The sequence below is a fragment of the Terrabacter ginsenosidimutans genome (genome assembly GCF_039539425.1).
Taxonomy (GTDB): Bacteria; Actinomycetota; Actinomycetes; order Actinomycetales; family Dermatophilaceae; genus Terrabacter; species Terrabacter ginsenosidimutans.
Map to the genome: position 1 here is coordinate 368,938 of NZ_BAABDC010000002.1, position 25,760 is coordinate 394,697.

The window sequence follows — 25,760 nt, forward strand, 5'->3', positions numbered from 1 at the left end:
GCGGCCCGTCACCAGTGGACGACGACCTTGTCGCCGATGCGGACCTCGTTGTAGAGCTGGATCAGCAGGGGCTTGTTGCGCACGTTGACGCACCCGTGTGAGGCGCCGGCGTAACCGAGCCGTGCGAAGTTGGAGGAGTAGTGCACCGCCTGGCCGCCCGAGAAGAACATCGAGTAGGGCATGGGCGTGTGGTAGAGGTTCGAGATGACGTCGACCTTCTTCTTGTAGACGGAGAAGACGCCCTCGCGCGTGGGCAGCTCGTCGCTGCCGAACCGCACGTCGAAGCCGTACTGGGGCACCCCGTCGACCACCCAGGTGAGGCGCTTGGTCGACTTGCTGATGCACATGACGCGACCGGTCAGGCACCGCTCGTCGACGTCCCAGGAGCCGGCGCCGGGCTTGGGCTCGACGGGGGTGGGCTTGACGTTGGCGAGCTCGTCAGCGGTCGGCCGGTGGGTCATCGAGACGAGCTTGTCCCACGTGCGCTCGTCGAGGACCCCGGTGGCGTCGAACCCGCGCTTGGCCTGGAAGCCGCGGACCGCGGTCGTCGTCTTCACGCCGTAGCGGTCGTTGACGTCACCGTCGAACCAGCTCAGCTGGCGCAGCCGGGCCTGGAGCGAGCGCACCTTGGGGCCGGTGTCGCCGGCTCGGAGCACGACCACGGGTGCCGGCTCGGGCGTCGCCGTCGCCGTGGGGGTCGGTGCGGGCTTGGCGGTGGGAGGCACGGTCGTCGGCGGCGCGGTGCTCGTCGGTGTGTTCGAGGGCTCGCCCGCGGTGGTGGTCGCGGGGGACGAGGGGGTGGTGGGTGCCGAGGACGTGGCCGTCGAGGAGGCGCTGGTTCCCGCGACGCCCGTGCCGCGCGCGCTGCCGCCCAGGTCCGGCGTCTGGTCGGGGGTGCAGGCGGTCGATGCGAAGACCACGGCGACGGCGCCCATGAGCACGAGGGCGCGGCGCACCCCACCCGTGGAACGGACCGGTGAGCTGGCTGCCTGCATCGTGACCCCTTGTCTGAACGCGACCTGCCGTGCGTCGTTGCACTGCACTGAGCGTGACGCGACCGCCCCCCGAATGGTTGTCCGGGCAGGGCCGCTGACACGGATCGTGACCGATCCGTTGTGCAGCAACGACCAGACCGTGCCTTCGGGACCGCCGTCCAGGACGTGTGTTCAGGTCAGGCGTTCAGGTCCTTCGTCAGGCGTGAGAGCTCACGCGTTGTGCTGCTGCTGTTGCTGCTGCTGCATCGCGTGGTGGCGGCGCAGCACCTCGGTGAGCTTGTTGGCGCCGGCGACGACCGTGGCCGCGTGCAGGCGGCCGGGCTGGCGCGACAGGCGCTCGATCGGTCCCGAGATCGACACGGCGGCGACGACGCGGCCCGACGGGCCGCGCACGGGCGCCGACACCGACGCGACTCCGGCCTCGCGCTCGGCGACGCTCTGGGCCCAGCCACGCCGCCGGACCCCGGACAGGGCGGTCGCCGTGAACGCCGCGCCCTGCAGCCCGCGGTGGAGGCGGTCCGGCTCCTCCCAGGCCAGGAGGACCTGCGCGGCGGAGCCCGCGAGCATCGACAGGGTGGCACCGACGGGGATGGAGTCGCGCAGGCCGACGGGGCGCTCGGCCGCCGCCACGCAGATGCGCTGGTCGCCCTGGCGGCGGAAGAGCTGCGCGCTCTCGTTGGTGTGGTCGCGCAGCGCCCCGAGCACCGGACCGGCCGCAGCGAGCAGGCGGTCCTCCCCGGCGGCTGAGGCGAGCTCGCCGAGGCGCGGGCCCAGCACGAACCGGCCCTGCATGTCGCGCGAGACGAGGCGGTGGTGCTCGAGTGCGACCGCCAGACGGTGGGCTGTCGGTCGCGCGAGTCCGGTGGCGCCGACGAGCTGGGCGAGGGTGGCCGGTCCGGCCTCGAGTGCGCCCAGAACCGTCGCGGCCTTGTCGAGAACGCCGACCCCTGAAGAGTTGTCCATGCACTGATATTGACGTCTCAGGCACTGAGACGTCAATCCACCGCACCCATAAAAGGTTCAGTCTTTGCAAAGAGCGATGTCGCGACCAGGTCCTCGATGGCGCGCGCCGCTCGAGCATCGGAACGCCGTCGCGGAGGGAAGTCAGAGGGAGTCATGGCAGGGACACTGGCCGAGAAGGTCTGGGACGCACACGTCGTACGTCGCGCCGAGGGGGAGCCAGATCTCCTCTACATCGACCTCCACCTCCTCCACGAGGTCACGAGCCCGCAGGCGTTCGACGGGCTCCGCCTCGCCGGTCGGCCCGTCCGCCGTCCCGACCTCACGCTCGCGACCGAGGACCACAACGTCCCCACGACGCCCGGACCCATCACCGACCCCGTGTCGAAGGTCCAGGTCGAGACGCTCCGGCGCAACTGTGAGGAGTTCGGCGTCCGCCTCTATCCGATGGGTGATGCCGACCAGGGCATCGTCCACGTCGTCGGCCCGCAGCTCGGCCTGACGCAGCCGGGCATGACCGTCGTCTGCGGCGACAGCCACACCTCGACCCACGGCGCGTTCGGCGCCCTGGCCTTCGGCATCGGCACCTCCGAGGTCGAGCACGTGCTCGCCACGCAGACGCTGCCGCTCAAGCCGTTCCGGACCCTCGCCGTCAACGTGCGCGGCACGCTTCCCGACGGCGTCACGGCCAAGGACGTCGTCCTGGCCGTCATCGCCAAGATCGGCACGGGTGGTGGTCAGGGCTACGTCATCGAGTATCGCGGCGACGCCATCGAGGCACTGTCGATGGAAGCCCGGATGACGGTGTGCAACATGTCGATCGAGGCCGGCGCGCGCGCCGGGATGATCGCTCCCGACCAGGTGACCTTCGACTACCTCCGGGGTCGCCCGCACGCCCCGACGGGCGCGGACTGGGATGCCGCCGTCGCCGAGTGGACCGGGCTGCGCAGCGACGACGACGCCGTCTTCGACGCCGAGGTCGACCTCGACGCGGCCGACCTGGCTCCCTTCGTCACGTGGGGCACCAACCCCGGGCAGGGCCTGCCGCTGTCGGCCTCCGTGCCCGACCCCGAGGAGTTCGCCGACGAGAGCGACCGGCTCGCGGCGGCGAACGCCCTTGCCTACATGGGTCTCGAGCCCGGCACCCCGCTGCGCGACATCAAGGTCGACACGGTCTTCGTCGGTTCGTGCACCAACGGCCGCATCGAGGACCTTCGCGCCGCCGCCGCCGTCGTGCAGGGCCACCGCGTCGCCGACGGGGTGCGCATGCTCGTCGTCCCCGGCTCGGCCAAGGTGCGCCTGCAGGCCGAGTCCGAGGGCCTCGACAAGGTCTTCACCGCCGCCGGTGCCGAGTGGCGCCTGCCCGGCTGCTCGATGTGCCTCGGGATGAACCCCGACACCCTCGCCCCTGGTGAGCGCAGCGCGTCGACGTCCAACCGCAACTTCGAGGGCCGTCAGGGCAAGGGTGGCCGCACGCACCTCGTCAGCCCTCTCGTCGCAGCCGCGACCGCAGTCCGAGGCACCCTGTCGAGCCCCGCCGACCTCGACGACCAAGCCCGGACGCCCGGCGAGCTGGCGTCCGCGACGACCGGAGAGGCCTGAGCCATGGAGAAGTTCGAGACCCACACCGGTGTCGGCGTCCCGCTGCGGCGCAGCAACGTCGACACCGACCAGATCATCCCCGCCGAGTACCTCAAGCGCGTGACGCGCACCGGCTTCGAGGACGGCCTCTTCGCCGCCTGGCGCAAGGACGAGTCCTTCGTCCTCAACAACCCGGTGTATGCCGACGGCTCGGTCCTCGTCGCGGGCCCGGACTTCGGCACGGGGTCGAGTCGCGAGCACGCGGTGTGGGCGCTGATGAACTGGGGTTTCAAGGTCGTCATCAGCTCGCGCTTCGCTGACATCTTCCGCGGGAACAGCGGCAAGCAGGGGCTGCTCACCGCGATCGTCGCGCAGGACGACGTCGAGCTCATCTGGAAGTACCTCGAGAACAACCCCGGCGCCCAGATCGCGGTCGACCTCGTCGCGCGGACCGTCCGTGCGGGCGAGATCGTGGCCCCCTTCGAGATCGACGACTACACCCGCTGGCGGCTGCTCGAGGGCCTCGACGACATCGGACTGACCCTGCGACACGAAGATCTTGTCGCCGATTTCGAGTCGCGCCGCCCGAGCCACAAGCCGGTGACCAGCCCGGCCTGACGGCCCCTCCGGTGCCTTTGCCCTGATCTGGCTTGATGAGTGGATCCCCTTGCCTCGCAAGGGGATCCATTCTCATTGGGTGACCCTCCAGTCGTGGCAGCTCGGCCCCCCGGCCGCATTCAGCCGCCTCCGGAAGCGGTCAAAGTCCTTGCGACACAACGAAAAACCCACCGAGAGGTGATGGACGTGTCCTCCGAGGCGGCCTAACGTCAGGAGGTAGCCGGACCGGTTCCGGACTCACATCGTCGGGTCACGTGACACCGACAGTCCTCTGGAGGGGAAGACGTGAACAAGGCAGAACTGATCGACGCGCTCGAAGTCAAGCTCGGCAGCAAGAAGGTCGCCTCCGACGCGCTCGAGGCATTCCTCGACGTCGTCATCCGCGAGGTCGCGCGAGGGGGCAAGGTCGGCATCACTGGCTTCGGCACGTTCGAGCGGGCCGACCGGGCCGCGCGCACCGGCCGCAACCCGAAGACCGGGGCCACGGTGAAGATCAAGAAGACCCGCGTCCCGAAGTTCCGCTCCGGCACGAACTTCAAGGAGGTCGTGTCCGGGTCCAAGAAGCTCTCGAAGACCGAGTCGGCCGCCTCCCGCGCCTCCGCCGGCTCCTCGGCCGTCGCGGCGCCGGCCAAGAAGGCGACGGCGAAGCGGGCTGCCACCACCACCACCAAGGCGGCTCCCGCCAAGACGGCCGCGAAGCGGACGACGGCCACCTCCAAGGCTGCGGCGACGAAGGCCGCTCCGGCCAAGCGCGCCACGGCGACCAAGGCTGCTCCGGCCAAGGCTGCGGCGAAGAAGACGACGGCGACGAAGGCTGCTCCGGCCAAGCGCGCCACGGCGACCAAGGCCGCTCCGGCCAAGGCTGCGGCGAAGAAGACGACGACGACGACCAGGGCGGCGACGAAGGCTGCTCCGGCCAAGCGCGCCACGGCGACGAAGGCCGCTCCGGCCAAGGCTGCGGCGAAGAAGACGACGACCAGGGTCGCCGCCACCAGGACGACCGCCGCGAAGAAGACGACGGCCCGCAAGGCCGCGACGAAGAAGACCGCCTCCAGGTGACGCGAGGGCGGCGCCCGGCACGGGGCAGCCGCTCGTGCGACGTGGGTCCGGCCGGCGACGGCCGGGCCCACGTGCGTGTCGGGGACGGTCAGCGGATGGGCTGCCCCGGACCGATCCCCACGATGCGCAGCGCGACCACGAGGTCGTCGACCACCTCGACCGTCAGCCGCTGGCCGAGGCGCAGCAGCCGCAGGCCGCTCGAGTCGAAGGCCGACGCCTCGAACGCCAGCTCGACGCCGTCGTCGCGCAGCACGCTCCCGGTGTGGGTCTCGGGGTCGAAGCGATGGACGGTGGCCTGCATGCTCCTGATCCAACCAGATGCACGCTGGCGCAGCACGGCTCGCGTCGCGGGCCCGAGCCCCAGACCCCGCGCCTGCGACAGGCTCCGTGCGTCGTCGACGTCGGTGCGCAGGCGGGGGAGCAGCAGGTCGAGGCGCACGGCCCCGTCGGCCTCGTGACGCGACGCGCTGGCGGCGCCGAAGCGGGGCGTGAAGCCGCGACCGCAGCGCAGCACCGTTCCCGTCCCGTCCGCGTCGGGCACGAACGACTCGTCCTGCCGGCCGGCGGCCTCGAGGGCACCGAGCAGCGAAGGGCCGTCGAGCGCCGGGAGGTCGCCGAGAAGCGCCGCCACGTGCGCACCCGGCCCTGCCCCACGCATACCTGCGCTGATGGCGTCGTTGAGGCCGGTGCCGGGGTCGGGGACGACACGCACACCCTGGGCCCGCCAGGTGCCGGACAGGCCGTCGTCACTCGTGACGAGGACGAGGCGCTCGGGCCCGACCGCCTCGAGCGCTGCCGAGAGCGTGTCGGTGGCGATGGCGGAGCTCAGGGCGGCGCGGTCCGAGCCGACCGCGCGCGCCAGGCGTGACTTGCCGTGTCTCGTGTCCTTGACGGGGACGACGACGTGCCAGCGGGGGAACCGGGCGTCCGTGAGGTGCGCGTGTGAGGAGGTCGTCATGCTGGAGATATCGTCCCACTCGCCGCCCTGCTGCTCGACACCGCGCCGCGAGGTGGACAAGATGAAGCCCAGCCACGTCGACCGGCGTGTGCACGACGAGGAGGACGTGACAACGTGACTGCCGGCGCACGCAAGAGGCGGCTGCCCCTGGCCTACCGGTCAGTGGCGTTCGTGCTCCGGCCCCTGCTGATGAGCGTGACGAAGCGCGACTGGCGCGGTCTCGAGAACATCCCGGCCGAGGGCGGCTTCGTCGTCTCGACCAACCACATCTCCTACGTCGACCCGATCGTCTTCGCGCACTTCATGTTCGACAGCGGCCGCGAGGCGTACTTCCTCGGCAAGGACAGCCTCTTCGCGATCCCGGTCGTCGGCTGGCTGCTCAGGAAGTGCGGCCAGATCCCGGTCTACCGCAACTCCGCCGCGGCGACCGACTCCTACCGCGCCGCGGTCGAGGGCGTGCGGGCCGGCAAGGCGCTGGGCATCTTCCCGGAGGGCACGATCACGCGCGACCCCGACCTGTGGCCGATGCGTGGCAAGACGGGCGCCGCGCGCGTCGCCCTCGAGACGCGGTGCCCGCTGATCCCGGTCGCGCAGTGGGGTGCCCAGGAGATCCTGTCCCCGTACGGGCACCGGCCCTCGCTGTTCCCGCGCAAGACGATGATGATGTATGCCGGTCCGCCCGTCGACCTCTCGGACCTCTACGGGCGTCCCATCGACACCAAGCTCCTCCGCGAGGCGACGGATCGGCTCATGGACCGCATCACCGAGCTGCTCGAGGTGCTGCGTGGCGAGAAGCGGCCCACCGAGCGGTTCGACCCACGCACCCACGGCGTCCCCGAGATCGGCAACCCGTTGAAGCACCACGAGATCGGGCGGCGCAAGCCGTCGACCGACACCGACGGGGACGCGTCGTGACGACGCAGGTCGCGGTCCTGGGGAGCGGCAACTGGGGCACGGCGTTCTCCATGATCCTGGCCGACGCCGGCTGTGACGTGACCATGTGGGCCCGTCGCGCGGAGGTCGCCGAGTCCATCAACGCGGGCCGCAACGAGGCCTACCTCCCGGAGCTCGAGCTGCCGCCCCGGGTCCGCGCCACCGTGGACCCCGGCGAGGCGCTCCAGCGGGCCGACGTCGTCGTCCTCGCCGTGCCCTCGCAGACCCTGCGAGACAACCTGACCCAGTGGGGTGACGCCATCCCCGCTGGGGTGCCGGTCGTCTCGCTGATGAAGGGCGTGGAGCTCGGCACGACGATGCGCATGAGCGAGGTCATCGCCGAGGCCGGGCGCATCGACGACGACCGCGTCGTCGTCGTCTCCGGGCCCAACCTCGCGCCGGAGATCGCCCTCCGCCAGCCGGCCGCCGGAGTCGTCGCGTGCCGCGACATGGCCACGGCGGAGCGCGTGGCGGCCGCCTGCGCCACACGCTGGTTCCGCCCCTACACCGACACCGACGTCACCGGGGCGGAGGTGTGCGGGGCGACCAAGAACGTCGTGGCGCTGGCCTCCGGAATGGCCGAGGGCATGGGTTTCGGAGACAACACCAAGGCCACCATCATCACCCGCGGGCTGGCCGAGACCACGCGCCTGGGTCTCGCGCTCGGCGCGCACCCACAGACGTTCATGGGTCTGGCCGGTGTCGGTGACCTCATCGCCACCTGCATGTCCCCGCTGTCGCGCAACCACAGCTTCGGGGTGCGGCTCGGGCGCGGCATGACCGTCGCCGAGGCGACGGCCGAGCTGCGCACGACGACCGAGGGCGTGAAGTCGTGCGAGTCCATTCTCACCCTCGCCCAGCAGCACGACGTCGACATGCCGATCTGCGAGCAGGTGGTGGCCGTCATCCGCGACGGGCACCCCGCGAGCGAGGTCGGGCCGCGGCTCATGTCGCGTGACCTCAAGGCCGAGAAGCACTGAGGGCGTATGCCGTCCGCCCCGTCGGGCGCGGCGGCGGCCGCCCCGTGCGGGCCCTCGTTCTCAGGCCTCCGCCGCTGCGGGCGCGAGCACGCGGTCGACGACGGGCAGCGAGCGCCCGTGGTGCACGAGCCAGGCGAGCGGTCGGCGCAGGAGGAGCCACCCGAGGGCCGAGACCACCGCACCGAGCGCCAGCCCGGCCATGACGTCGAGGGGGTAGTGCGCGCCGACGTAGACCCGCACTGCCGCCATGAGCACGGCGGCGACGGCGGCGACGGCGCCCAGACGCCGGGACACGAGGAAGAGCCCCATGGCGGCCGCTCCCGCCATGACCGAGTGGTCTGAGGGGAACGACCAGTCCGTGGACCGGTCGACGAGGACGAGGACCGAGGGATGGGCGGCATACGGCCGGGCCTCGGCGACGAGGGCGGCAACCGGCTGGTTGACCGCGACGGCGAGCAGCGTCCCGAGTCCCGCCCAGAGCGCGGCCGCGAGCTCCCGGTCACCCGAGCTCCGTCGGCGCCAGACGCCCACGACCAGCAGCGCTGCGAACACGACGAGGCCGTACTTCGCGTAGGCCACGGCCGGTGCGTGCAGCCAGGTGGAGGTGCGGGCGAAGTCGTTGACGCGCAGGAAAAGGGTGGTGCTGAGGTCGAGCAGGCTGCTCACGAGAGGTCCTTCAGGTGGGGAGGCGGCGGCGGTCGCAGGTCACCTGCGGCGAGTGGCCACCCTCCCGGACGATTCTGAGCGGAATCTCAGAGCCGGGGCTCAGACGGACCCGAGCGCCCGGTCGAGGTCGGCCCACAGGTCGTCGACGTGCTCGATGCCGACCGAGAGGCGCAGCAGGCTGACCGGCACCTGCTGGGACTCCGAGGGGTGACGCCGGCGCCGTTCGATCTGCGACTCCACGCCGCCCAGGCTCGTCGAGTGCAGCCACAGGCGCGCCGCGGCGCAGACCCGCTCCGCCGCGTCGAGGTCACCCGCGACGTCGATGGACAGGATGGCGCCCGCGCCGGGGTAGCGCACGCGCGCGACGGACGGGTGCCCGCCCAGGCGCCGGGCGAGCTCGGCAGCGCTCGCGCTCGCCCGCTCGAAGCGCACCGACAGCGTGCGCAGGCCGCGGAGGGCGAGGTAGACCTCCATGGGCCCGGCGATGGCCCCGTGCAGGGTGCGGTGGCGACGGAGCCGCTCGCCCAGCTCGCGACCCCGCTCGGTGTCGCCGACGACGGTCGCCCCGAGCACGACGTCGCTGTGGCCCGAGAGGTACTTCGTCACGGAGTGCACGACGACGTCGGCGCCGAGGGTCAGCGGACGGCACAGCAGGGGGGTGGACAGCGTGTTGTCGACGACGCTCGTCACCCCGAGCTCACGCGATCGCGCGAGCACGACGTCGAGCTCGGTGACGTCCATGAGCGGGTTGGTCGGGGACTCCAGCCACAGCAGGTCGGCCGACTCGAGGGCGGCGACGAAGCCCGCCGTGTCCGTGGCGTGCACGCGGACGACGGTCCCGCCGGCCGCCTCGTGGGCCGAGAGCAGGTCAGCGGTGCCGTTGTAGGTCGTGTCGGGCGCGACGACCGTGCCGCCTGCAGGCACGAGCGACAGCGCCGCCGAGATGGCGCCCATGCCGGAGGCGTGCACGAGCGCGCGACCGCCCTCGAGGCCGCCGAGGGCCTCCTCGAAGGCGTTCCAGGTCGGGTTGCCCGACCGGGCGTAGTTCACCGCTCCGTCGGCGGCATACGTGGAGGTGAGCTCCACGGGCACGTTCACGGACGCGCCGGGGGAGCGCTCCGGGCGACCGGACGCCACGAGGAACGTCTCCACCTGCATCTGCTGCGCATCCTCTTGCCTGACCACGGCGCCAGCGTACGAGCGGCCCCCACGGGGCGGGATAGAGTCTCGTCTGATGACCACGGACCAGCCCCAGCCCGACCAGCCGAGCCGCCGCCCCCGCGTCGCCATCGTCTTCGGAGGTCGCTCCTCCGAGCACGCCGTCTCCTGCGCCACGGCGGCCGGCGTGCTGCGCGCCATCGACCGGAGCAAGTACGAGATCGTTCCGATCGGCATCTCGCGCGACGGCCAGTGGGTCCTCGCCGCGGACGACCCGAGCCGTTTCGAGCTGACCGCCGGGCGCACCCCGGAGGTCGAGGCGAGCGCCGCCCACGTCGTCCTGCCGCTGTCGACGCGCGAGAACTCCCTCACCGTCCTCGAGAGCGGCCGCCCCCCGCAGGAGCTCGGCCAGGTCGACGTCGTCTTCCCGCTGCTGCACGGCCCGTTCGGTGAGGACGGCACCCTGCAGGGCTTCCTCGAGCTCTCCGACGTCCGCTACGTCGGTTCGGGTGTCCTCGCGTCCGCGGCGGGCATGGACAAGCACTACATGAAGCTCGTCTTCGCGGGGCACGGGCTGCCCGTCGGGCCGTATGCCGTCATCACCGACCGCGCGTGGCGCACGGACCGCTCCGCCGCCATGGACGCATGCGCCGGCCTGCACTACCCCCTCTTCGTCAAGCCGGCCCGGGCCGGCTCGTCGATGGGGATCACCCGCGTCGACGACCCCGCCGACCTCGAGGCCGCCATCGAGGTCGCCCGCGAGCACGACCCGAAGGTGCTCGTCGAGGAGGGCATCGCCGGACGCGAGATCGAGTGCGCGGTGCTCGAGGGCCACGGCACGTCCGGGCCGCGCACCTCGGAGGTCGGCGAGATCGCCATCCACGACAACCACACCTTCTACGACTTCGAGGCGAAGTACCTCGCCGAGGCCGACGTCGACCTGAGCTGCCCGGCCGACGTGCCGGAGGAGGTCTCCAAGGAGGTCCGCCGCCTGGCCGCCGAGGCCTTCGAGTCGCTCGGCTGCGAGGGGCTGGCGCGGGTCGACTGCTTCTACACCGACGACCGCCGAGTCGTCGTCAACGAGATCAACACGATGCCGGGGTTCACCCCGCACTCGATGTACCCACGGATGTGGTCCGCCTCGGGCCTGGAGTACCCCGACCTCATCGACGAGCTCATCTCCCTCGCCCTCGAGCGCCGCACCGGGCTGCGCTGAGGGCGAGGGCGCGCCACACGGCATACGCCCTCAGGAGCAGTGCCGGCCGTTCTCGGGCAGGGACCTGGCGACCGCGGTGAATGCCGGCAGCAGCAACGGCACCGCGCCGTAGGCCCCGGGGGCCAGGACCTCGATGGCCGGGTCGCGGCCGTAGGTCGTGGCCGCCGACCCGTCACTGAGCGGGCGCACCACCCAGTCGACGCCGTCGACGGTGACGCAGTCCCGGGTCGTCGGCGCGAGCGGGTCCAGCCCGCACCTGGCGATGATGGCAGGGTCGCCCCAGGCCGCGACCGACGGGCCTTCGGGCTGGGTGGCCACCTTGGGATGCCCGCTGACGTCCGAGGGCCACGGCACCGCCGCGCAGGCGGGCGCCGCCGCCTGGGGCGCGAGGGCCACCTCGGGGGCACGGCTGCACGCGGACAGCACGACGGCGGCGCCGATGAGCGCCGCCGTCGTGAGGTACGTGCGTCCGGTCAGGGGGCTGGCCTCAGACGTGGACGACCGTGCAGGTCAGGGTCCGGGTGATGCCCGGGACGTCCTGGAGCTTGGCGATGACGAGACGACCGAGGTCGTCGACGTTGGAGGCCTCCACGCGGGCGATGACGTCGTAGGGGCCGGTGACGTCCTCGGCGAGCGTCACGCCCGAGATCCCCGCGATCGCCTCCGCCACGGTCGCGGCCTTGCCGACCTCGGTCTGAATCAGGATGTACGCCTGGACCACGTGTCACCTCACTGTGTGTCGATCGTTGGTCGGTCGGGCGAGGCGCGGTGCGCCGGCACGACCGGTCTGAACGGCAGGCCTCAGTGTGACTGCGACCGTGCCCTGACGCTACCTTGCCATGGGGCTCCACGTCCCATGGAAACCGGGCCCTCCGCGGGCCGTCCACCGAGAGGGTGTGTGATCCGTGCCGAACGTCCAGCGGCTCGAGCGAGGGCCGATGATGACGGGCGGCACGCCACTGCGCTCGCTCGACGAGGACGAGCTGCTGGGACGCATCCTGCCCGGCTTCCCGTCGAGCGACGACCTCGTCGTCGCGCCCGGTGACGACGCCGCGGTGCTGCGCGTCTCGGGGCCTCTCGTCGCCACCACCGACACCGTCGTCCTCGGTCGCGACTGGCTTGACGCCTGGTCGTCCGGCGCCGACATCGGCCACAAGGTCGTGGCGCAGAACCTTGCCGACGTGGCCGCGATGGGCGGCCGGCCCACCGGGGTGCTCGTCACGCTCGTCGCCGACCCCGAGCTGTCGCTCGAGTGGGTGCTCGACCACGTGCGCGGACTGGCCGAGGCGTGTCTCGACGCCGGCGTGGCGGTGCTCGGTGGTGACCTGTCGTCGGCGCCGCCCGGCGTCGTCATGGTCTCGGTCACCGCCCTCGGCCACCTCGACGGCGAGCCGGTGCTGCGCTCGGGCGCTCGGGCGGGCGACGTCCTGGCCGTCCACGGCTCGCTCGGTCTCGCCGACGCGGGCCTGAGACTGCTGCAGGCCGACGCCGTCGACCGGCTCCCGGTCGCGGTCGAGCGCCAGCGCCGTCCCCAGCCACCGCTCGCTGCGGGGCCCGAGGCGGCCGCCGCCGGCGCCACCGCCATGCTCGACCTGAGCGACGGCCTGCTGCGCGACGGTGGTCGCATCGCCCGCGCGAGCCGCGTCGTCATCGACCTCGACCCGCAGGCGCTCGCGGGCGACGTCGCCGCGCTCACCGGGGCGCTCGGGAGTGAGGCGGCCCTCGACTGCGTCCTCGCCGGCGGCGAGGAGCACTCGCTGCTCGCGACCTTCCCCGCCGGTGCCCTTCCGGAGGGCTGGCGGGTGATCGGGTCTGTCCGGGCGCCGTCGGACGGCGAGGCGGCGGGCATCGTCGTCGCGGGCCGCGCCGTCGCCCACACCGGGTGGGACCACTTCCGCACCGTCTGACCGATCGGTCGCGCGTCGGACCGGGAGGGAGCCGGACACGAGAGAGGCCGGCCCCCTTGCGGGGACCGGCCTCTCAACGTTGGTGAGGGACGTTCAGCGAACGACCTTGCCTGCCTTGAGGCAGGAGGTGCAGACGTTGAGTCGCTTCGGCGTCACACCGTCCACCAGCGTCCGAACGCGCTGGATGTTGGGGTTCCAGCGGCGCTTGGTGCGGCGGTGCGAGTGCGAGATGTTGTGACCGAAGCTCGGTCCCTTGCCGCAGACGTCGCAGTTGGCAGCCACGGGTATCTCCTGAAGTTCGATGTTGACGAAATGCTGAGCTCCACCACCGGATCGGGTCGACGCACACGAGGGCGCGCGTCACCCCGCAGTGCACGGGGGGAACCGGTAAAGAGTAGCCGACGAGTCGCTCGGACGACAAAACGGCGTCGCGGGCGGGCGCAGGCCCTCCGACCCGTCTCCCCGCGCTCACCTCACCTCACGTGAACGGTCGGGCGACTGCGACGAGCTGGACGGCATACGCAGGGCCGTGCGACGACGCGTGCACGGCGAGGGGGTGCAGCTGGTGCAGCTCGACGAGACCACGCCAGCCGGACGCGAGTCCCGCGGCCTCCTGGTAGGCGGCGCTGATGCGGTCGAGGCCGGGACAGCCGAAGAGGGCGAGCATCGCGAGGTCGGTGAGACCGTGGCCGCCATGGGCGGCCGGGTCGATGAGGACGGCGCCGTCGGCGGTGAAGACGACGTTGCCCGACCACAGGTCCCCGTGGATCCTGGCGGGTGGCCTCTCGTCGTCGAAGTCCCCGGCCGCCAGACGGTCGCACACGCGGTCGACGACGGCCGCCCCCGCGACGTCGAGGTGTCCGCGGTCGACGGCGCGCCGCACGAACGGGCGCACCCGCTGCTCCGCGTAGAAGAGTCCCCAGGACGCGGTGGGGTCGTTGCTCTGCGGCTGCCGACCGATCCAGGCGTCACCGCTCCAGCCCGCCGGGGGAGACCCGAAGGCCGATGCGCCCATGCCGTGCGTGACAGCGAGCCCCCGCCCGAGCGCCTCAGCTGCCTCGGCCGTCGGGGACGCGGGTCGCAGACGGGCCAGGTCGATGTGATGGGCGCCGACGTCGCGCACGTCGACGACGAGGGCGCCACCGTGCGGCAGGGCCTCCGCGAGCCAGCGCAGGCCTGCCGCCTCCACCTCGAAGAAGCCGGTGGGAGCAGCGGACCACGACTTGCGGTGGTGGGCGGGGGAGGCGCTCGACACGGCGACCACGTTAGCCGCCTCCCTTCGGGACGGAGCGGCGCATGCGACCGTCCGGGTGAGGCGCTAGCCTGCCGGGATCGGCGAGCCCGCCACCCGTCCGATGTCCGGAGCGAAGTCCGGACGCCAGGTCACGCACGATGAGCAGGAGGTCCGATGCCCGGCGCCGCGCCGCCGCCCGACGGGCCCCTCACCCTGCTCGACCTCGTCGCAGTCCGACGGTGGGCGGTGCTGACGCGCTCGCTCTTCGCCGCCCGACGTGCCGAGATCGATGCCCTCAACGTCTTCCCGGTGCCCGACGGCGACACCGGCACCAACCTCTACCTCACCTTCGACGGGGCGGTCGAGCGCACTCTCGCCACCACAGACGTCACGAGCGCCGACGCCCTCCTGTCGGTCTTCGCCAAGCACCTGCTCTGGACCGCCCGCGGCAACTCCGGCGTCATCCTCAGCCAGCTGGCTCGCGGTCTGGCCGAGGGGTGTGCTGGTTCCGTCCTGATCGACGGGCGCGCCCTGGCCGTCGGGCTGCGACAGGCCGAGGTGCGTGCGCGCCAGGCCGTGACGGACCCCAAGGAGGGGACCATCCTCACCGTCGCGAGCGCGATGGCCGAGGCCGCCGAGCGCGCCGCTGCCGACGCGGCCGAGCGCGCCGCCGACACGGCCGACCGCGCTGCCGACGCCGTCGAGGACGATGCCACGGTGGGCGTGCACTCCGTCGCGCTCGCGGCGGTCGAGGCCGCGCGCGAGGCGCTCGCCCGCACTCCCGAGCAGCTCGAGGTCCTGGCCCGGGCCGGAGTCGTCGACGCCGGTGGTGCGGGCCTCGTCGTGCTCCTCGAGTGTCTCGAACGGGTGTGCGCCGGACAGCGGGCCCGCTCGGGTGCCGACGCCTCCGACCGCCGGTCCCGGCGTCGTGCCGACCCGTCGAGCGCGGCCTTCGGCGCCGCCCGACGTGGCCACGTCGAGGCCGAGGGCATCCCGGAGTTCGAGGTGATGTACCTCCTCGCCGACTCCGACGACGCCGCGGTCGAGACACTGCGGGCGAGACTCGTCGAGCTCGGCGACTCGGTGCTCGTCGTCGGAGGGGACGGGGAGTGGAACGTCCATGCGCACGTCGACGACGCCGGCGCGGCGGTCGAGGCCGGCATCGAGGCGGGTCGACCGCACCGCGTCCGCATCTCGCGCCTCACCGACGGTCATGACGCCGGCAACCGGTTCGATCGGCCCCAGGGGCACGACACGACTCCCCGCTCCGGAGCCGCCATCGTCGCGTGTGCCGCGGGCGTCGGTCTCGAGGGCCTCTTCGAGGACGCCGGCGCCGTGGTCGTGCGCTCCGGTCCCGGCCGGAGGGCCTCCACCGGCGGTCTCATCGGCGCGATCCGCGAACAGCACGCCCGTGGGGCGTCGGGGGTCGTCGTGCTGCCCAACGACGGCGACACGCTGCTCGCTGCAGCGGCAGCGGTGCGCGCGGTCGCCGACGACGGCATCGAGGCGCACCTCGTCCATGTCCGCACGGCTGTCCAGGGCATCGCGGCGCTCGCCGTCTTCGAGCCCTCGGCACCGGCCTCGGCCAACGTGCTCGCGATGCAGGCCGCCGCGTCGGCCACCCGGCACGGCGCGGTCACCGTCGCCAACCGGGCCGCCCTCACGAGCGGGGGCCGGTGCGAGGCGGGCGACGTGCTCGGCGTCGTCGACGGCGACGTCGTCATCGTCGGGTCCGACCAGCTCGTGGTGACCCGAGAGGTCGTCCGGCGACTGCTGGCCAGCGGTGGTGAGCTCGTCACCGTCGTCGGGGGCGTCGACGCACCGGAGGGTCTGCTCCAGGCCGTCGCCGACGAGGCCCGCCGCGAGCAGCACGGCATCGAGGTGTCGCTCATCGACGGTGGGCAGGCCGTCTATCCCGTGCTGCTGGGGGTGGAGTGACGTGCCGGTGCTCACCGAGGACTCGCCCCTGACCAAGCTGGTCAAGAAGAACGAGGCCGAGCAGCTCGCGCGTACCAAGGGCCTGCTCAGTGTCGCCGACCTCTTCGAGTTCGTGCCGCGGCGCTACGTGCGGCCCGGTCAGCTGACCGACCTCTCCTCGTTGCACGTCGGTGAGGACGTCCTCGTCGTGGCGGAGGTGAAGACCGCGACGACGCGGTCGATGCGCAACCGCCGCGGCAAGATGCTCACCGTCGTCATCGGCGACGACCTCGGCAACGAGCTCGACGTCACCTTCTTCAGCGCCTACGGCCACGAGGGCAAGCTGAAGCCGGGGGTGCGGGGCTTCTTCGTCGGGCAGATCGGGGCCTACGGCCGGCGCCTGCAGCTGACGCACCCGGAGTACGAGCTCTTCGACGACGAGGAGGCCGGTGAGGCGGCCGTCGAGTGGTACCGGACGCACCGGGTGCCGGTCTACTCCACGACGGGCAAACTCAACTCGTTGCGCCTGCGCAAGCTCGTCCACACCGCCCTCGACACCGTCGACCGCATCCGCGAGCCCGTGCCCGAGGACGTACGCGTGGCGCGCGGTCTCGTCGACCGCGCCGTCGCGCTCGAGCTGGTCCACCGCCCGGCCGTGGACGACCAGCCGACCCGGGGCCTGGACCGGCTCAAGTTCGACGAGGCCTTCGTGCTCCAGACGATCCTCGCCCAGCGTCGCAAGGCCGCCGAGTCCGAGCTCGCGACGCCGCGGCCCCCACGGCCGGGCGGCCTGCTGGCGGCGTTCGACGCGCGGCTGCCCTTCAAGCTCACGGCGGGCCAGCGCGAGATCGGTGAGGTGCTCACGTCCGAGCTGGCGTCCGAGCGCCCGATGCACCGGCTGCTCCAGGGGGAGGTCGGCTCGGGCAAGACCGTCGTCGCCCTGCGGGCCATGCTCGCCGCCATCGACGCGGGCGGTCAGGCCGCCCTGCTCGCACCCACCGAGGTGCTGGCGGCGCAGCACCACAGGTCGATCACGGCGATGCTCGGCGACCTCGCGCAGGGCGGCATGCTCGGAGGCTCGGAGTTCGGCACGACCGTGGCGCTGCTCACCGGCAGCCAGACCGCCGGCACGCGTCGCCGTTCCCTGCTCGACGCGGCCTCGGGCGAGGCGGGCATCGTCGTGGGCACGCATGCCCTCATCCAGAAGCACGTCCAGTTCGCCGACCTCGCCCTCGTCGTCGTCGACGAGCAGCACCGTTTCGGGGTGGAGCAGCGAGACGCGTTGCGCGAGAAAGGGATCCGTCCGCCTCACGTGCTCGTCATGACCGCGACGCCCATCCCGCGCACCGTGGCGATGACGGTCTTCGGCGACATGGAGACCTCGACGCTGCGCGAGCTGCCGCGCGGGCGGTCGCCCATCGCGACCCATGTCGTCGACGCCGACAAGCCCGGCTGGGTCGACAGGACCTGGCAGCGCGTGGCCGAGGAGGTCGCCAAGGGACACCAGGCCTACGTCGTGTGCCCCCGGATCGGCGACGTCGACGACGAACCCGGATCGGGGCCGGCCGTCTCACGGGACACGTCCGACGAGGACGCCGGCTGGGACGCGCACTGGGAGGGTGATGACGGCGAGGGGCCTGACGGTGGGCAGGACGCGCCCGCGAAGGAGCTCACCGGCGTCTACGCGATGCTCAGCACGCTGCGCGCCACCCCGGCCCTCGACGGGGTGCGCATCGACGTGCTGCACGGACGGCTCGACGCGGACGCCAAGGACGCCACGATGCGCGCCTTCGCCGCAGGGGAGATCGACGTGCTCGTGGCGACGACCGTGATCGAGGTCGGGGTCGACGTGCCGAACGCCTCCGTCATGGTCGTCGTCGACGCGGACCGTTTCGGTATCTCCCAGCTGCACCAGCTCCGCGGCCGGGTCGGCCGAGGCGCGGTGCCCGGGCTCTGCCTGCTCATGACCCAGGGTGCGGGGGAGCGCGCCGCCGAGCGGCTCGACCAGGTGGCCGCGACGACCGACGGGTTCGAGCTCGCCCGCGCCGACCTGCTGCTGCGCCGCGAAGGAGACGTGCTCGGGGCGCGGCAGAGCGGCCGTGGAAACTCCGTCCGGCACCTGCGCCTCGGCCGCGTCGAGGACGAGCAGATCATCGCCGACGCCCGGGAGGACGCGTTCGCCCTCGTGGACCGCGACCCGGGACTGCGCGAGCACCCGGCCCTCGCCGCGGCGGTGGCGATGCGCCTCGACGAGGAGCAGGCCGTATGGCTCGAGCGAGGATGAGATGACACGCATCATCAGCGGGGCGGCCGGTGGGCGGCGCCTCCAGACCCCTTCGGGCTCATCGACCCGACCCACCTCGGACCGGGTGAGGGAGGCGCTCTTCAGCCGCCTCGAGCACCGCGGTCTGCTCGATGGGGCCCACGTCCTCGACCTCTACGCGGGCTCCGGGGCCCTGGGCCTCGAGGCCGCGAGCCGGGGAGCCGCGCTCGTGCTGCTCGTCGAGTCGCACAAGGCGGCGGCCAAGGTCATCCGCGGCAACGTCGGGGTCGTGGGACACCCCGGCGTCCGCGTCATCGCCGACACCGTCGAGCGCGCCCTGGCTGCGGGGCCACCTGCGGGCGTCCGCATGGACCTCGTTCTGGTCGACCCGCCCTACGACGTGTCCGAGGACGCTCTCGCCGCCGTGCTCGGGGCCCTCGTCGAGCGGGAGTGGCTCGCGCCCGACGCGTTCGTCGTCGTCGAACGCTCGAGCCGCTCACCGCAGCCCACCTGGCCCGAGGGGCTCGAGCTGTCGGGGGAGAAGCGCTACGGCGAGACGGCGATGTGGTTCGCCGAGCCCCCACCGCGCGAGGTCGTGGCCTGACGTCGTGCCTACGTCGTGCCCGGCATCGTGCCCGGCGTCGTGCCCGGCGTCGTGGCGTCAGCCCCTCGTGCGGGCCGGACGGTAGGTTGGGCGCGTGACGAGCGAAGCGCGCCGCTGTGTCTGCCCCGGCTCCTACGACCCGATCACCAACGGTCACGTCGACGTGGTGACCCGGGCCAGCAGGTTGTTCGACGAGGTCGTCATCGCGATCCTGCACAACCCGAGCAAGCAGGGCACGTTCAGCGTCGACGAGCGCACGGCCCTGATCGAGCAGTCCGTCGGGCACCTGCCCAACGTCCGCATCGGCGCCTGGGCCGCCACGCTGGTCGTCGACGTCTGTCGCGAGGTCGGTGCGGCGACGATGGTCAAGGGGCTGCGCGGTGGCACCGACTTCGCCTACGAGCTGCCCATGGCACACATGAACCATCACCTCACGGGCGTCGAGACGCTCTTCATCGCCGCCGACCCGACGTTGCAGCACGTGTCGAGCTCGCTCATCAAGGAGGTCGTGCGCTACGGCGGCGACGTCAGCGGACTCGTCCCCGACCCCGTCCTGGCAGCGCTGCAGGAGCGCCGGACCGACCGTCTCGCCTGATTTGGGCGCACGGCGCCCCTCTAGTAGCCTTGGAGGTCGGTCCACGTCCGTCTTGGCGCGGACCGAATCCTCTACTGTGCGCAGGAGCCATGGACCGTCCTGATCCCCGTTCTTCTCTGGTGCTCGACACCAGGGAGCTGGTTCGGCGACCGGGCACGATGCTCGAGCTCTCGCGCACGGTGACGTTGCCCGACGACCTCGGAACCGACGTCATCTCGATCCCAGCCGGCCATCCGGTCCAGGTCGAGGTGCGACTCGAGTCCGTCGTCGAAGGTGTCCTCGTGACGGGTTCGGTCAGCGGCACGGCGACCGGCGTGTGCGTGCGGTGCCTGGATCCTCTCGAGCTCGATGTCGAGGGGCCCTTCCAGGAGCTCTACGCCTACGCCGACCGGGCGGCGCACCACCACGAGGTGGGAGCCGACTCGGACGAGGACGAGGTGCACGAGCTGGTCGGTGACCTCATCGACCTCGAGCCCGTGCTCCGGGACGCTGTCGTGCCGACGCTGCCGTTCCAACCGGTGTGCCGGCCTGACTGCCCGGGGTTGTGTTCCGAGTGTGGGATGCACCTCGCGGAGGACCCGGACCATCATCATGAAGTGATCGACCCGAGGTGGTCGTCCCTCAGCGGACTGCTGAGCGACGACCCGCAAGAGAAGAGGAACTGACGTGGCTGTCCCGAAGCGGAAGATGTCGCGCTCCAACACCCGTTCGCGTCGCGCGAACTGGAAGGCAACGCCGACGACGCTGACCACGTGCCCCCAGTGCGGTGCGTCGACCCAGCCGCACATCGCGTGCCCGTCGTGCGGCACGTACAAGGGCCGTCACTACGCCGTTGCCGAGCGCACCGAGCACCAGGCCTGATCACACCGTGAGCAGCCCCATGAGCGACCTTGGCGCTGGGGGTGTTCCGGCGGTGCCGCAGCGGCCCGTCGATGCTCTGATCGCCCACCTCCACGAGGTGGTCGGCCAGGACATCGACGAGCCGCTGCTGCTGCGTGCCCTGACGCACCGGTCGTACGCCTACGAGAACGGCGGCCTGCCCAACAACGAGCGTCTCGAGTTCCTCGGTGACTCCGTGCTGGGTCTCGTCGTCACCGACTCGCTCTACCGCGAGCACCCCGACCTGGCCGAGGGGCAGCTGGCCAAGCTGCGCGCGGCCGTCGTCAACATGCGAGCCCTCGCCGACGTCGCCCGCACCTTCGACCTCGGGCAGTACGTCATGCTCGGCAAGGGCGAGGAGGCCACGGGCGGCCGCGACAAGGCCTCGATCCTGGCGGACACCCTCGAAGCCCTCATCGGCACGGTGTTCCTCTCGACCGACATCGACTTCGCCGGGCGCTTCGTGCACCACCACTTCGACCCCCTCATCGAGGAGGCCGCCACGCTCGGTGCCGGGCTCGACTGGAAGACCAGCCTTCAGGAGATGGCCGCCGGTTCGGCCCTCGGCTCGCCCGAGTACCGGGTCAGCGAGCAGGGACCCGACCACGAGAAGGAGTTCCACGCCCGCGTCGTCGTCGGCGAGGAGGTTCTCGGAGAGGGCCACGGCCGGTCGAAGAAGGAGGCCGAGCAGAAGGCCGCCAAGGAGGCCTGGCACACCCTGGACGTGCGCCGCAGGCCGGTGGGAGCCGTGCCGTCGGCCGAGACCGTGGACCCCCTGGACACCGTGGCCGGCCCGACCGGCGGTGCCCCGGGTCCGTCCCGGGCCTGAGCCGAGCCCGACCCGAGCCTGAAACGAGCCTGACCCAACGTGCCCGAGCTGCCCGAGGTCGAGGTCGTGCGTCGCGGCCTCGAGGACCATGTCGTGGGGCGTCACGTCACCCGCACCCGGATCACCGGCGTCCGGGTGGCGCGCCGTCATGACGCCGGCCCCGACGACCTCGCGGCCCGGCTGCACGACGTGACGGTCACCGCGGCGTCCCGGCGTGGCAAGTACCTCTGGCTCGCCCTCGACGGCGAGGACGCCCTCATCGTCCATCTCGGGATGAGCGGGCAGATGCTCGTCGAGCCTGCCGACGCACCGTTGGAGAAGCACTGCCACGCGCGGTTCGACTTCGCCGACGGTGGTCCCCAGCTGCGCTTCGTCGACCAGCGCACCTTCGGCGGCCTGGCCCTGTCCCCGCTGCGCCCGGACGGCATCCCGGAGTCGGTCGCGCACATCGCGCCCGACCCCTTCGAGCCGGTCTACGACCAGGCCGCGGTGGTGCGGCGCATGAAGCAGCGCGACAGCGCCGTCAAGCGCGCCCTGCTCGACCAGTCCCTCGTCTCGGGGATCGGCAACATCTATGCCGACGAGGCCCTCTGGCGTGCGGAGGTTCACGGCGAGCGGCTCTGCTCGTCGCTGACGAAGCCCACGCTGTCGCGCGTCCTCGACCATGCGCGCGAGGTCATGGCCGAGGCCCTGGGCCAGGGCGGCACGAGCTTCGACGCGCTCTACGTCAACGTCAACGGGGCCAGCGGCTACTTCGACCGCTCGCTCCACGCCTACGGCCGGGCGGGGACGCCGTGCGACCGGTGCGGCACGATCATGCGCCGCGAGCAGTTCATGAACCGCTCGTCGTTCTCGTGCCCTGTCTGCCAGCCACGCCCGCGACGCCGCAGCCCGTCCTGACCGTCAGGGAGGTGGACGGGGCCGCGACGCGGGCGTGGCCGGCTGTCAGTGACCGGACGGGCGCCGCTTCGGCGCCGGACGGGTCGGGTCGTCGTCGGCCGGCTCGACGTGCTCCGGCACGACGATCGGCTTGATCCGAGCCCAGACGAAGAAGAAGGCACTGATGAGGAGCAGGACGATGCCGGCCCACAGGTTGGCGTTGACGCCGCCGGTCTTCTGCAGCGACTGGTCCCCGAAGATCCCCATGCCGAGCAGGATCAGGCCGTAGAGGCCCAGCAGGGCACCGATGAAGTTGCGGATGTCGAAGGCGCCCGCAGTGTGCTTGGGGCCCCGCTTCTCGTCGGGGTCAGGGGCGTCGAGCCTGTGTTGGTCACTCATGTCGAGGCTCCTGTCAGAACAAGAAGTTGAGGATGATGACGAGACCGAGCGAGATTCCCGCGAGGGGCAGCGTGCGTCGGTACCACGGCAGCTTGCGCTCTTCGGGGTCGACGAGGTCCTCTCTCGGCGTCTCGGAGTAGACGAGGCCGCGCAGCTCGGCGGCCGGCTTCGGCTCGGTCACGAGCGACACGACGACGCTGAGCACGATGTCGACGACGAACGCGGCGGACGCTGCGACGAAGGCCGCGCCCTGGCCGCTCAGCGGGATGACCCCGAGGCTCGCTGTCCCGAAGGCGTCCTCGCTGAGGAACGCGACGAGCACGGCCGAGAGCGTACCGGCCGACAGGCCGACCCAGCCGGCAGTCGCGGTCATGCGCTTCCAGAACATGCCGAGGATGAACGTCGCGAAGAGCGGCGCGTTGAAGAAGCCGAACAGCGACTGGAGGTAGTCCATGACGTTGCTGAACGAGCTCGCGATGATGGCGGTGAAGATCGCGATGACCGTCGCCCCGACGGTCGCGAGGCGGCCGATGCGCAGGTAGTAGTCGTCGCTGTGGTCCTTGCGGATGTAGCGCTGCCACAGGTCGTAGCTGAAGACCGTGTTGAACGCCGAGATGTTGGCGGCCATGCCGGCCATGAAGGCGGCGAGCAGGCCGGCGATCGCGACGCCCAGCAGGCCGTTGGGCAGGATGTCGCGCATCAGCAGCAGGAGGGAGTCGTTGTACTTGACGCCCTCTCCCGAGGCTCCACCGGCGGGCGAGCCACCCGCCTTCAGCTCGGCGATCTCCTTGACGAGGACCGCGGCGACCATGCCCGGGATGATGACGATGAAGGGCACGAACATCTTGGCGAACGACCCGATGATCGGCGTCTTGCGCGCGGCCGACATCGAGTTCGAGGCCATGGCGCGCTGCACCTCGACGAAGTTCGTCGTCCAGTAGCCGAACGACAGCACGAAGCCGAGGCCGAAGACGATGCCGACGACCGACCAGAAGGGTGAGTCGAAGCCCGAGAGGGCCTGCCCGGGCCACGAGTGGAGCTGCTGCTCGGCCGACGGGACCGTCGCGGCGGCAGCAGCGGGTGTCGCGGCGAACTCGGTGATCTTGTCCTTGAGCCCCTGGTAGCCACCGACACGGTGCAGACCGATGAGCGTCAGCGGCAGCAGCGCGGCGACGATGACGAAGAACTGGAGCACCTCGTTGTAGATCGCCGCCGAGAGGCCACCGAGCGTGATGTACGACAGCACGATGGCCGCGGCGACGAGCAGCGCGACCCACAGCGGCCAGCCGAGCAGGGCGTGCACGATCGAGCCGAGCAGGTAGAGGTTGACACCGGCGATGAGCAGCTGGGCGACGGCGAAGCTGAGCGCGTTGACCAGGTGGGCCCCGGTGCCGAAGCGACGGAACATGAACTCCGGGACGGAGCGCACCTTCGAGCCGTAGTAGAAGGGCATCATCACGACGCCGAGGAAGAGCATGGCGGGGATGGCGCCGACCCAGAAGTAGTGCACGGTCGAGATGCCGAGCTCGGCGCCGTTGGCCGACATGCCCATGATCTCGACAGCACCGAGGTTCGCGGAGATGAAGGCGAGGCCCGTGACCCAGGCCGGGAGCGAGCGGCCCGAGAGGAAGAAGTCGATCGAGTCGGACACCGCGCGCCTCGCCATGACCCCGATGCCGAGGACGAAGACGAAGTAGAGGGCGATGATGACGTAGTCGACGGGTTTGGCGCTGATGAGGGCGTCTGCGGTGGGCAGGCCCGCCATTGCATGCATGCGTTCAGTCCCTTCGTTGGGCAACGGCTCACGCTAACGCAGCGTCCCGCGCGGGGCGCGTCAGGACGGGTCGGTGTCTCGTGCCCTCGTGATGAGCCGTTTGAGCGGGACGGAGGAGTCCGCCGCGGCGTCGGCCGGGATCGTCATACCCTTCTCGAGCGCTCGTTTCACGGCGAGGTAGTCGGCCGGCGCGCCGACGGACTCGACGGCGATGAGCAGCCCGTCCCGGTAGCTGAGGAGCGAGAATCGCTCGGCCGCGACGTCGCCGCGGACCACGGTCTGGTCGGCTCCCTGGGGGAGGCCGGCCATCTGCAGCCGGAGGTCGGCCTGGTCGCTCCAGAACCACGGCACGCGGTCGTATGCCGTGGGGTGGCCTGCGAGGGTCGCCGCGGCCGCCCTGGCCTGGTCGGTCGCGTGCGGCACGCTCTCGAGCCGCACCGGGCCCGGCAGTCCGCGGGCGAAGGGGTTGGGGCCGATCGTGCAGTCGCCGGCAGCGACGGTGAGCCCGTCCGACGTGCGCGCCTGCCCGTCGACGACGATCCCGCCGGGCTCGACGAGGAGGCCGAGCTGCTCGGCGAGCTCGGTCCGGGGGACGGCTCCGATCCCGACGACGACGACGTCCGCGGGGACGGTCGTGCCGTCGCCCAGCTCCACACCCGTGACGTTGCCATCGTCTCCCAGCACGCGGACAGGATTGGTGGCCAACAGGATCCGCGTGCCGCGGCGCTCGTGGGCATCGTGGACGGCGTCGGACAGCAGGGGGCTGGCGGAGCGGCCGAGGAGGCGGCCGGTCGCCTCGACGACGGTCACCGCGGCACCGAGCGCCCGCGCGCCGGCCGCGATCTCGAGCCCGATGAACCCGCCGCCCACCACGACGACCGCACGTGCGGCGCGCAGCCGAGGTGCGAGCAGGTCGGCGTCGGCCAGGGTGCGCACGGTGTGGACGCCGGCGAGGTCACCGCCCTCCACCGGCAGCGCCCGGTTGACGGCTCCCGTCGTCAGGGCGAGCCGGTCGAAGGCGACCGTGCGTCCCGAGGCCAGGGTGGCGCTCCCGGCGGAGGCCCGGCGCGCGATCGCCACGACGGCGTCACCGGTGACGAGCTCGACACCTCGATCGGCGAACCAGGCAGTGTCGTGGAAGACGAGGGAGTCGCGGTCGTGCTCGCCGCGCAGGTAGCTCTTCGACAGCGGAGGGCGCTCGTAGGGCGGCTCGGGCTCGTCGCCGACGAGCACGACCGGCCGGGTGTCGCCGAGCTCTCGCAGGGCCGTGACCAGCGAGATGCCGGCCTGCCCGGCACCCACGACGAGGGTCCTGGCGCTCTCGTCACGGGGCATGGACCCCAGCCTAGGGTGGGC

At 71.9% G+C, this 25,760-nt stretch carries 27 protein-coding genes; 15 read left to right on the forward strand and 12 right to left on the reverse strand.

Annotation, left to right across the window (positions count from 1 at the left end; genetic code table 11):
• Window positions 1-8 precede the first annotated feature (8 nt).
• Both ABD831_RS07695 and ABD831_RS07700 read right to left on the reverse strand, forming a co-directional pair.
• Window positions 9-995, reverse strand: a complete 987-nt coding sequence (locus ABD831_RS07695; protein ID WP_344943943.1) for a L,D-transpeptidase family protein — start codon at window positions 993-995, stop codon at window positions 9-11.
• A 210-nt stretch (window positions 996-1,205) separates the two neighbouring features.
• Window positions 1,206-1,958 (reverse strand): IclR family transcriptional regulator, encoded by a 753-nt coding sequence (locus tag ABD831_RS07700; protein WP_020142814.1) that lies wholly within the window; start codon window positions 1,956-1,958, stop codon window positions 1,206-1,208.
• Window positions 1,959-2,111: 153 nt separating this feature from the next.
• Between ABD831_RS07700 and leuC the strand changes: the two genes are divergently transcribed.
• From leuC to ABD831_RS07715, 3 genes are all read left to right on the forward strand, one after another.
• Complete coding sequence (gene leuC, locus ABD831_RS07705; RefSeq protein ID WP_344943947.1) at window positions 2,112-3,557, forward strand: 3-isopropylmalate dehydratase large subunit; 1,446 nt, start codon at window positions 2,112-2,114, stop codon at window positions 3,555-3,557.
• Between the two features lie 3 nt (window positions 3,558-3,560).
• A complete protein-coding gene (gene leuD, locus ABD831_RS07710) occupies window positions 3,561-4,154 on the forward strand; it encodes a 3-isopropylmalate dehydratase small subunit (RefSeq protein WP_344943950.1) in 594 nt (197 codons plus the stop codon).
• A gap of 285 nt (window positions 4,155-4,439) precedes the next feature.
• Window positions 4,440-5,213, forward strand: a complete 774-nt coding sequence (locus ABD831_RS07715; protein ID WP_344943953.1) for an HU family DNA-binding protein — start codon at window positions 4,440-4,442, stop codon at window positions 5,211-5,213.
• 88 nt (window positions 5,214-5,301) lie between these two features.
• Here the strand turns inward: ABD831_RS07715 and cofC are convergent, their stop codons facing one another.
• Window positions 5,302-6,171 carry a 2-phospho-L-lactate guanylyltransferase gene (gene cofC, locus ABD831_RS07720; protein ID WP_344943956.1) on the reverse strand — a complete coding sequence of 290 codons (870 nt, stop codon included), beginning with the start codon at window positions 6,169-6,171 and terminating at the stop codon, window positions 5,302-5,304.
• Between the two features lie 114 nt (window positions 6,172-6,285).
• On the opposite strand from cofC, the gene ABD831_RS07725 reads away from it, so the two are divergent.
• Window positions 6,286-7,086: a lysophospholipid acyltransferase family protein gene (locus ABD831_RS07725; protein WP_344943959.1), complete on the forward strand. Its 801-nt coding sequence runs from the start codon at window positions 6,286-6,288 to the stop codon at window positions 7,084-7,086.
• Window positions 7,083-8,084: an NAD(P)H-dependent glycerol-3-phosphate dehydrogenase gene (locus tag ABD831_RS07730; protein WP_344943962.1), complete on the forward strand. Its 1,002-nt coding sequence runs from the start codon at window positions 7,083-7,085 to the stop codon at window positions 8,082-8,084. Before ABD831_RS07725 ends, ABD831_RS07730 begins: the two co-directional genes overlap by 4 nt.
• Before the next feature lie 60 nt (window positions 8,085-8,144).
• On the opposite strand, the gene ABD831_RS07735 is transcribed toward ABD831_RS07730, so the two are convergent.
• Window positions 8,145-8,750: a phosphatase PAP2 family protein gene (locus ABD831_RS07735; protein ID WP_344943965.1), complete on the reverse strand. Its 606-nt coding sequence runs from the start codon at window positions 8,748-8,750 to the stop codon at window positions 8,145-8,147.
• 99 nt (window positions 8,751-8,849) lie between these two features.
• Complete coding sequence (locus tag ABD831_RS07740; RefSeq protein ID WP_425582806.1) at window positions 8,850-9,908, reverse strand: trans-sulfuration enzyme family protein; 1,059 nt, start codon at window positions 9,906-9,908, stop codon at window positions 8,850-8,852.
• 76 nt (window positions 9,909-9,984) lie between these two features.
• Here ABD831_RS07740 and ABD831_RS07745 point away from each other — a divergent pair, with 76 nt between their 5' ends.
• A complete protein-coding gene (locus tag ABD831_RS07745; RefSeq protein ID WP_344943971.1) occupies window positions 9,985-11,124 on the forward strand; it encodes a D-alanine--D-alanine ligase family protein in 1,140 nt (379 codons plus the stop codon).
• A gap of 30 nt (window positions 11,125-11,154) precedes the next feature.
• On the opposite strand, the gene ABD831_RS07750 is transcribed toward ABD831_RS07745, so the two are convergent.
• The gene (locus ABD831_RS07750; RefSeq protein WP_344943974.1) at window positions 11,155-11,550 is read right to left on the reverse strand and encodes a hypothetical protein; all 396 of its coding nucleotides are present in this window, start codon (window positions 11,548-11,550) and stop codon (window positions 11,155-11,157) included.
• Window positions 11,551-11,611: 61 nt separating this feature from the next.
• The gene (locus ABD831_RS07755) at window positions 11,612-11,845 is read right to left on the reverse strand and encodes an Lrp/AsnC ligand binding domain-containing protein (protein ID WP_142177321.1); all 234 of its coding nucleotides are present in this window, start codon (window positions 11,843-11,845) and stop codon (window positions 11,612-11,614) included.
• 217 nt (window positions 11,846-12,062) lie between these two features.
• Here ABD831_RS07755 and thiL point away from each other — a divergent pair, with 217 nt between their 5' ends.
• On the forward strand, window positions 12,063-13,031 hold the full coding sequence (gene thiL, locus ABD831_RS07760) for a thiamine-phosphate kinase (RefSeq protein ID WP_344945365.1): 969 nt from the start codon (window positions 12,063-12,065) through the stop codon (window positions 13,029-13,031).
• Between the two features lie 93 nt (window positions 13,032-13,124).
• Here the strand turns inward: thiL and rpmB are convergent, their stop codons facing one another.
• Window positions 13,125-13,313, reverse strand: coding sequence for a 50S ribosomal protein L28 (gene rpmB, locus ABD831_RS07765; protein WP_020142801.1), 189 nt, complete (start codon window positions 13,311-13,313; stop codon window positions 13,125-13,127).
• A 196-nt stretch (window positions 13,314-13,509) separates the two neighbouring features.
• Window positions 13,510-14,295: a fructosamine kinase family protein gene (locus tag ABD831_RS07770; protein WP_344943978.1), complete on the reverse strand. Its 786-nt coding sequence runs from the start codon at window positions 14,293-14,295 to the stop codon at window positions 13,510-13,512.
• Between the two features lie 144 nt (window positions 14,296-14,439).
• On the opposite strand from ABD831_RS07770, the gene ABD831_RS07775 reads away from it, so the two are divergent.
• The 8 genes from ABD831_RS07775 (at window position 14,440) to mutM (ending at window position 22,252) form a co-directional block, all read left to right on the forward strand.
• Window positions 14,440-16,203 carry a DAK2 domain-containing protein gene (locus ABD831_RS07775; protein ID WP_344943980.1) on the forward strand — a complete coding sequence of 588 codons (1,764 nt, stop codon included), beginning with the start codon at window positions 14,440-14,442 and terminating at the stop codon, window positions 16,201-16,203.
• A gap of 1 nt (window position 16,204) precedes the next feature.
• On the forward strand, window positions 16,205-18,466 hold the full coding sequence (locus ABD831_RS07780; protein ID WP_344943982.1) for an ATP-dependent DNA helicase RecG: 2,262 nt from the start codon (window positions 16,205-16,207) through the stop codon (window positions 18,464-18,466).
• 1 nt (window position 18,467) lies between these two features.
• Window positions 18,468-19,049, forward strand: coding sequence for a 16S rRNA (guanine(966)-N(2))-methyltransferase RsmD (rsmD, locus tag ABD831_RS07785; protein WP_344943985.1), 582 nt, complete (start codon window positions 18,468-18,470; stop codon window positions 19,047-19,049).
• A 94-nt stretch (window positions 19,050-19,143) separates the two neighbouring features.
• A complete protein-coding gene (coaD, locus tag ABD831_RS07790; protein ID WP_142177326.1) occupies window positions 19,144-19,644 on the forward strand; it encodes a pantetheine-phosphate adenylyltransferase in 501 nt (166 codons plus the stop codon).
• Between the two features lie 89 nt (window positions 19,645-19,733).
• Window positions 19,734-20,309 carry a YceD family protein gene (locus ABD831_RS07795; RefSeq protein WP_142177327.1) on the forward strand — a complete coding sequence of 192 codons (576 nt, stop codon included), beginning with the start codon at window positions 19,734-19,736 and terminating at the stop codon, window positions 20,307-20,309.
• Window position 20,310: 1 nt separating this feature from the next.
• Entirely contained in the window at window positions 20,311-20,505 is a 195-nt protein-coding gene (rpmF, locus tag ABD831_RS07800) for a 50S ribosomal protein L32 (RefSeq protein ID WP_344943990.1), read from the forward strand.
• Between the two features lie 19 nt (window positions 20,506-20,524).
• Window positions 20,525-21,352: a ribonuclease III gene (gene rnc, locus ABD831_RS07805; RefSeq protein WP_344943993.1), complete on the forward strand. Its 828-nt coding sequence runs from the start codon at window positions 20,525-20,527 to the stop codon at window positions 21,350-21,352.
• A gap of 39 nt (window positions 21,353-21,391) precedes the next feature.
• Window positions 21,392-22,252: a bifunctional DNA-formamidopyrimidine glycosylase/DNA-(apurinic or apyrimidinic site) lyase gene (mutM, locus tag ABD831_RS07810; protein ID WP_344943996.1), complete on the forward strand. Its 861-nt coding sequence runs from the start codon at window positions 21,392-21,394 to the stop codon at window positions 22,250-22,252.
• Between the two features lie 45 nt (window positions 22,253-22,297).
• On the opposite strand, the gene ABD831_RS07815 is transcribed toward mutM, so the two are convergent.
• Genes ABD831_RS07815 through ABD831_RS07825 form a run of 3 tightly spaced genes read right to left on the reverse strand, consistent with a single transcriptional unit; the run spans window position 22,298 to window position 25,739 of the window.
• Window positions 22,298-22,630, reverse strand: a complete 333-nt coding sequence (locus tag ABD831_RS07815) for a hypothetical protein (protein ID WP_142177329.1) — start codon at window positions 22,628-22,630, stop codon at window positions 22,298-22,300.
• A gap of 13 nt (window positions 22,631-22,643) precedes the next feature.
• On the reverse strand, window positions 22,644-24,404 hold the full coding sequence (locus tag ABD831_RS07820) for a sodium:solute symporter family protein (RefSeq protein WP_344944001.1): 1,761 nt from the start codon (window positions 24,402-24,404) through the stop codon (window positions 22,644-22,646).
• Window positions 24,405-24,464: 60 nt separating this feature from the next.
• The gene (locus ABD831_RS07825) at window positions 24,465-25,739 is read right to left on the reverse strand and encodes an NAD(P)/FAD-dependent oxidoreductase (protein ID WP_344944004.1); all 1,275 of its coding nucleotides are present in this window, start codon (window positions 25,737-25,739) and stop codon (window positions 24,465-24,467) included.
• Between the last annotated feature and the right edge of the window lie 21 nt (window positions 25,740-25,760).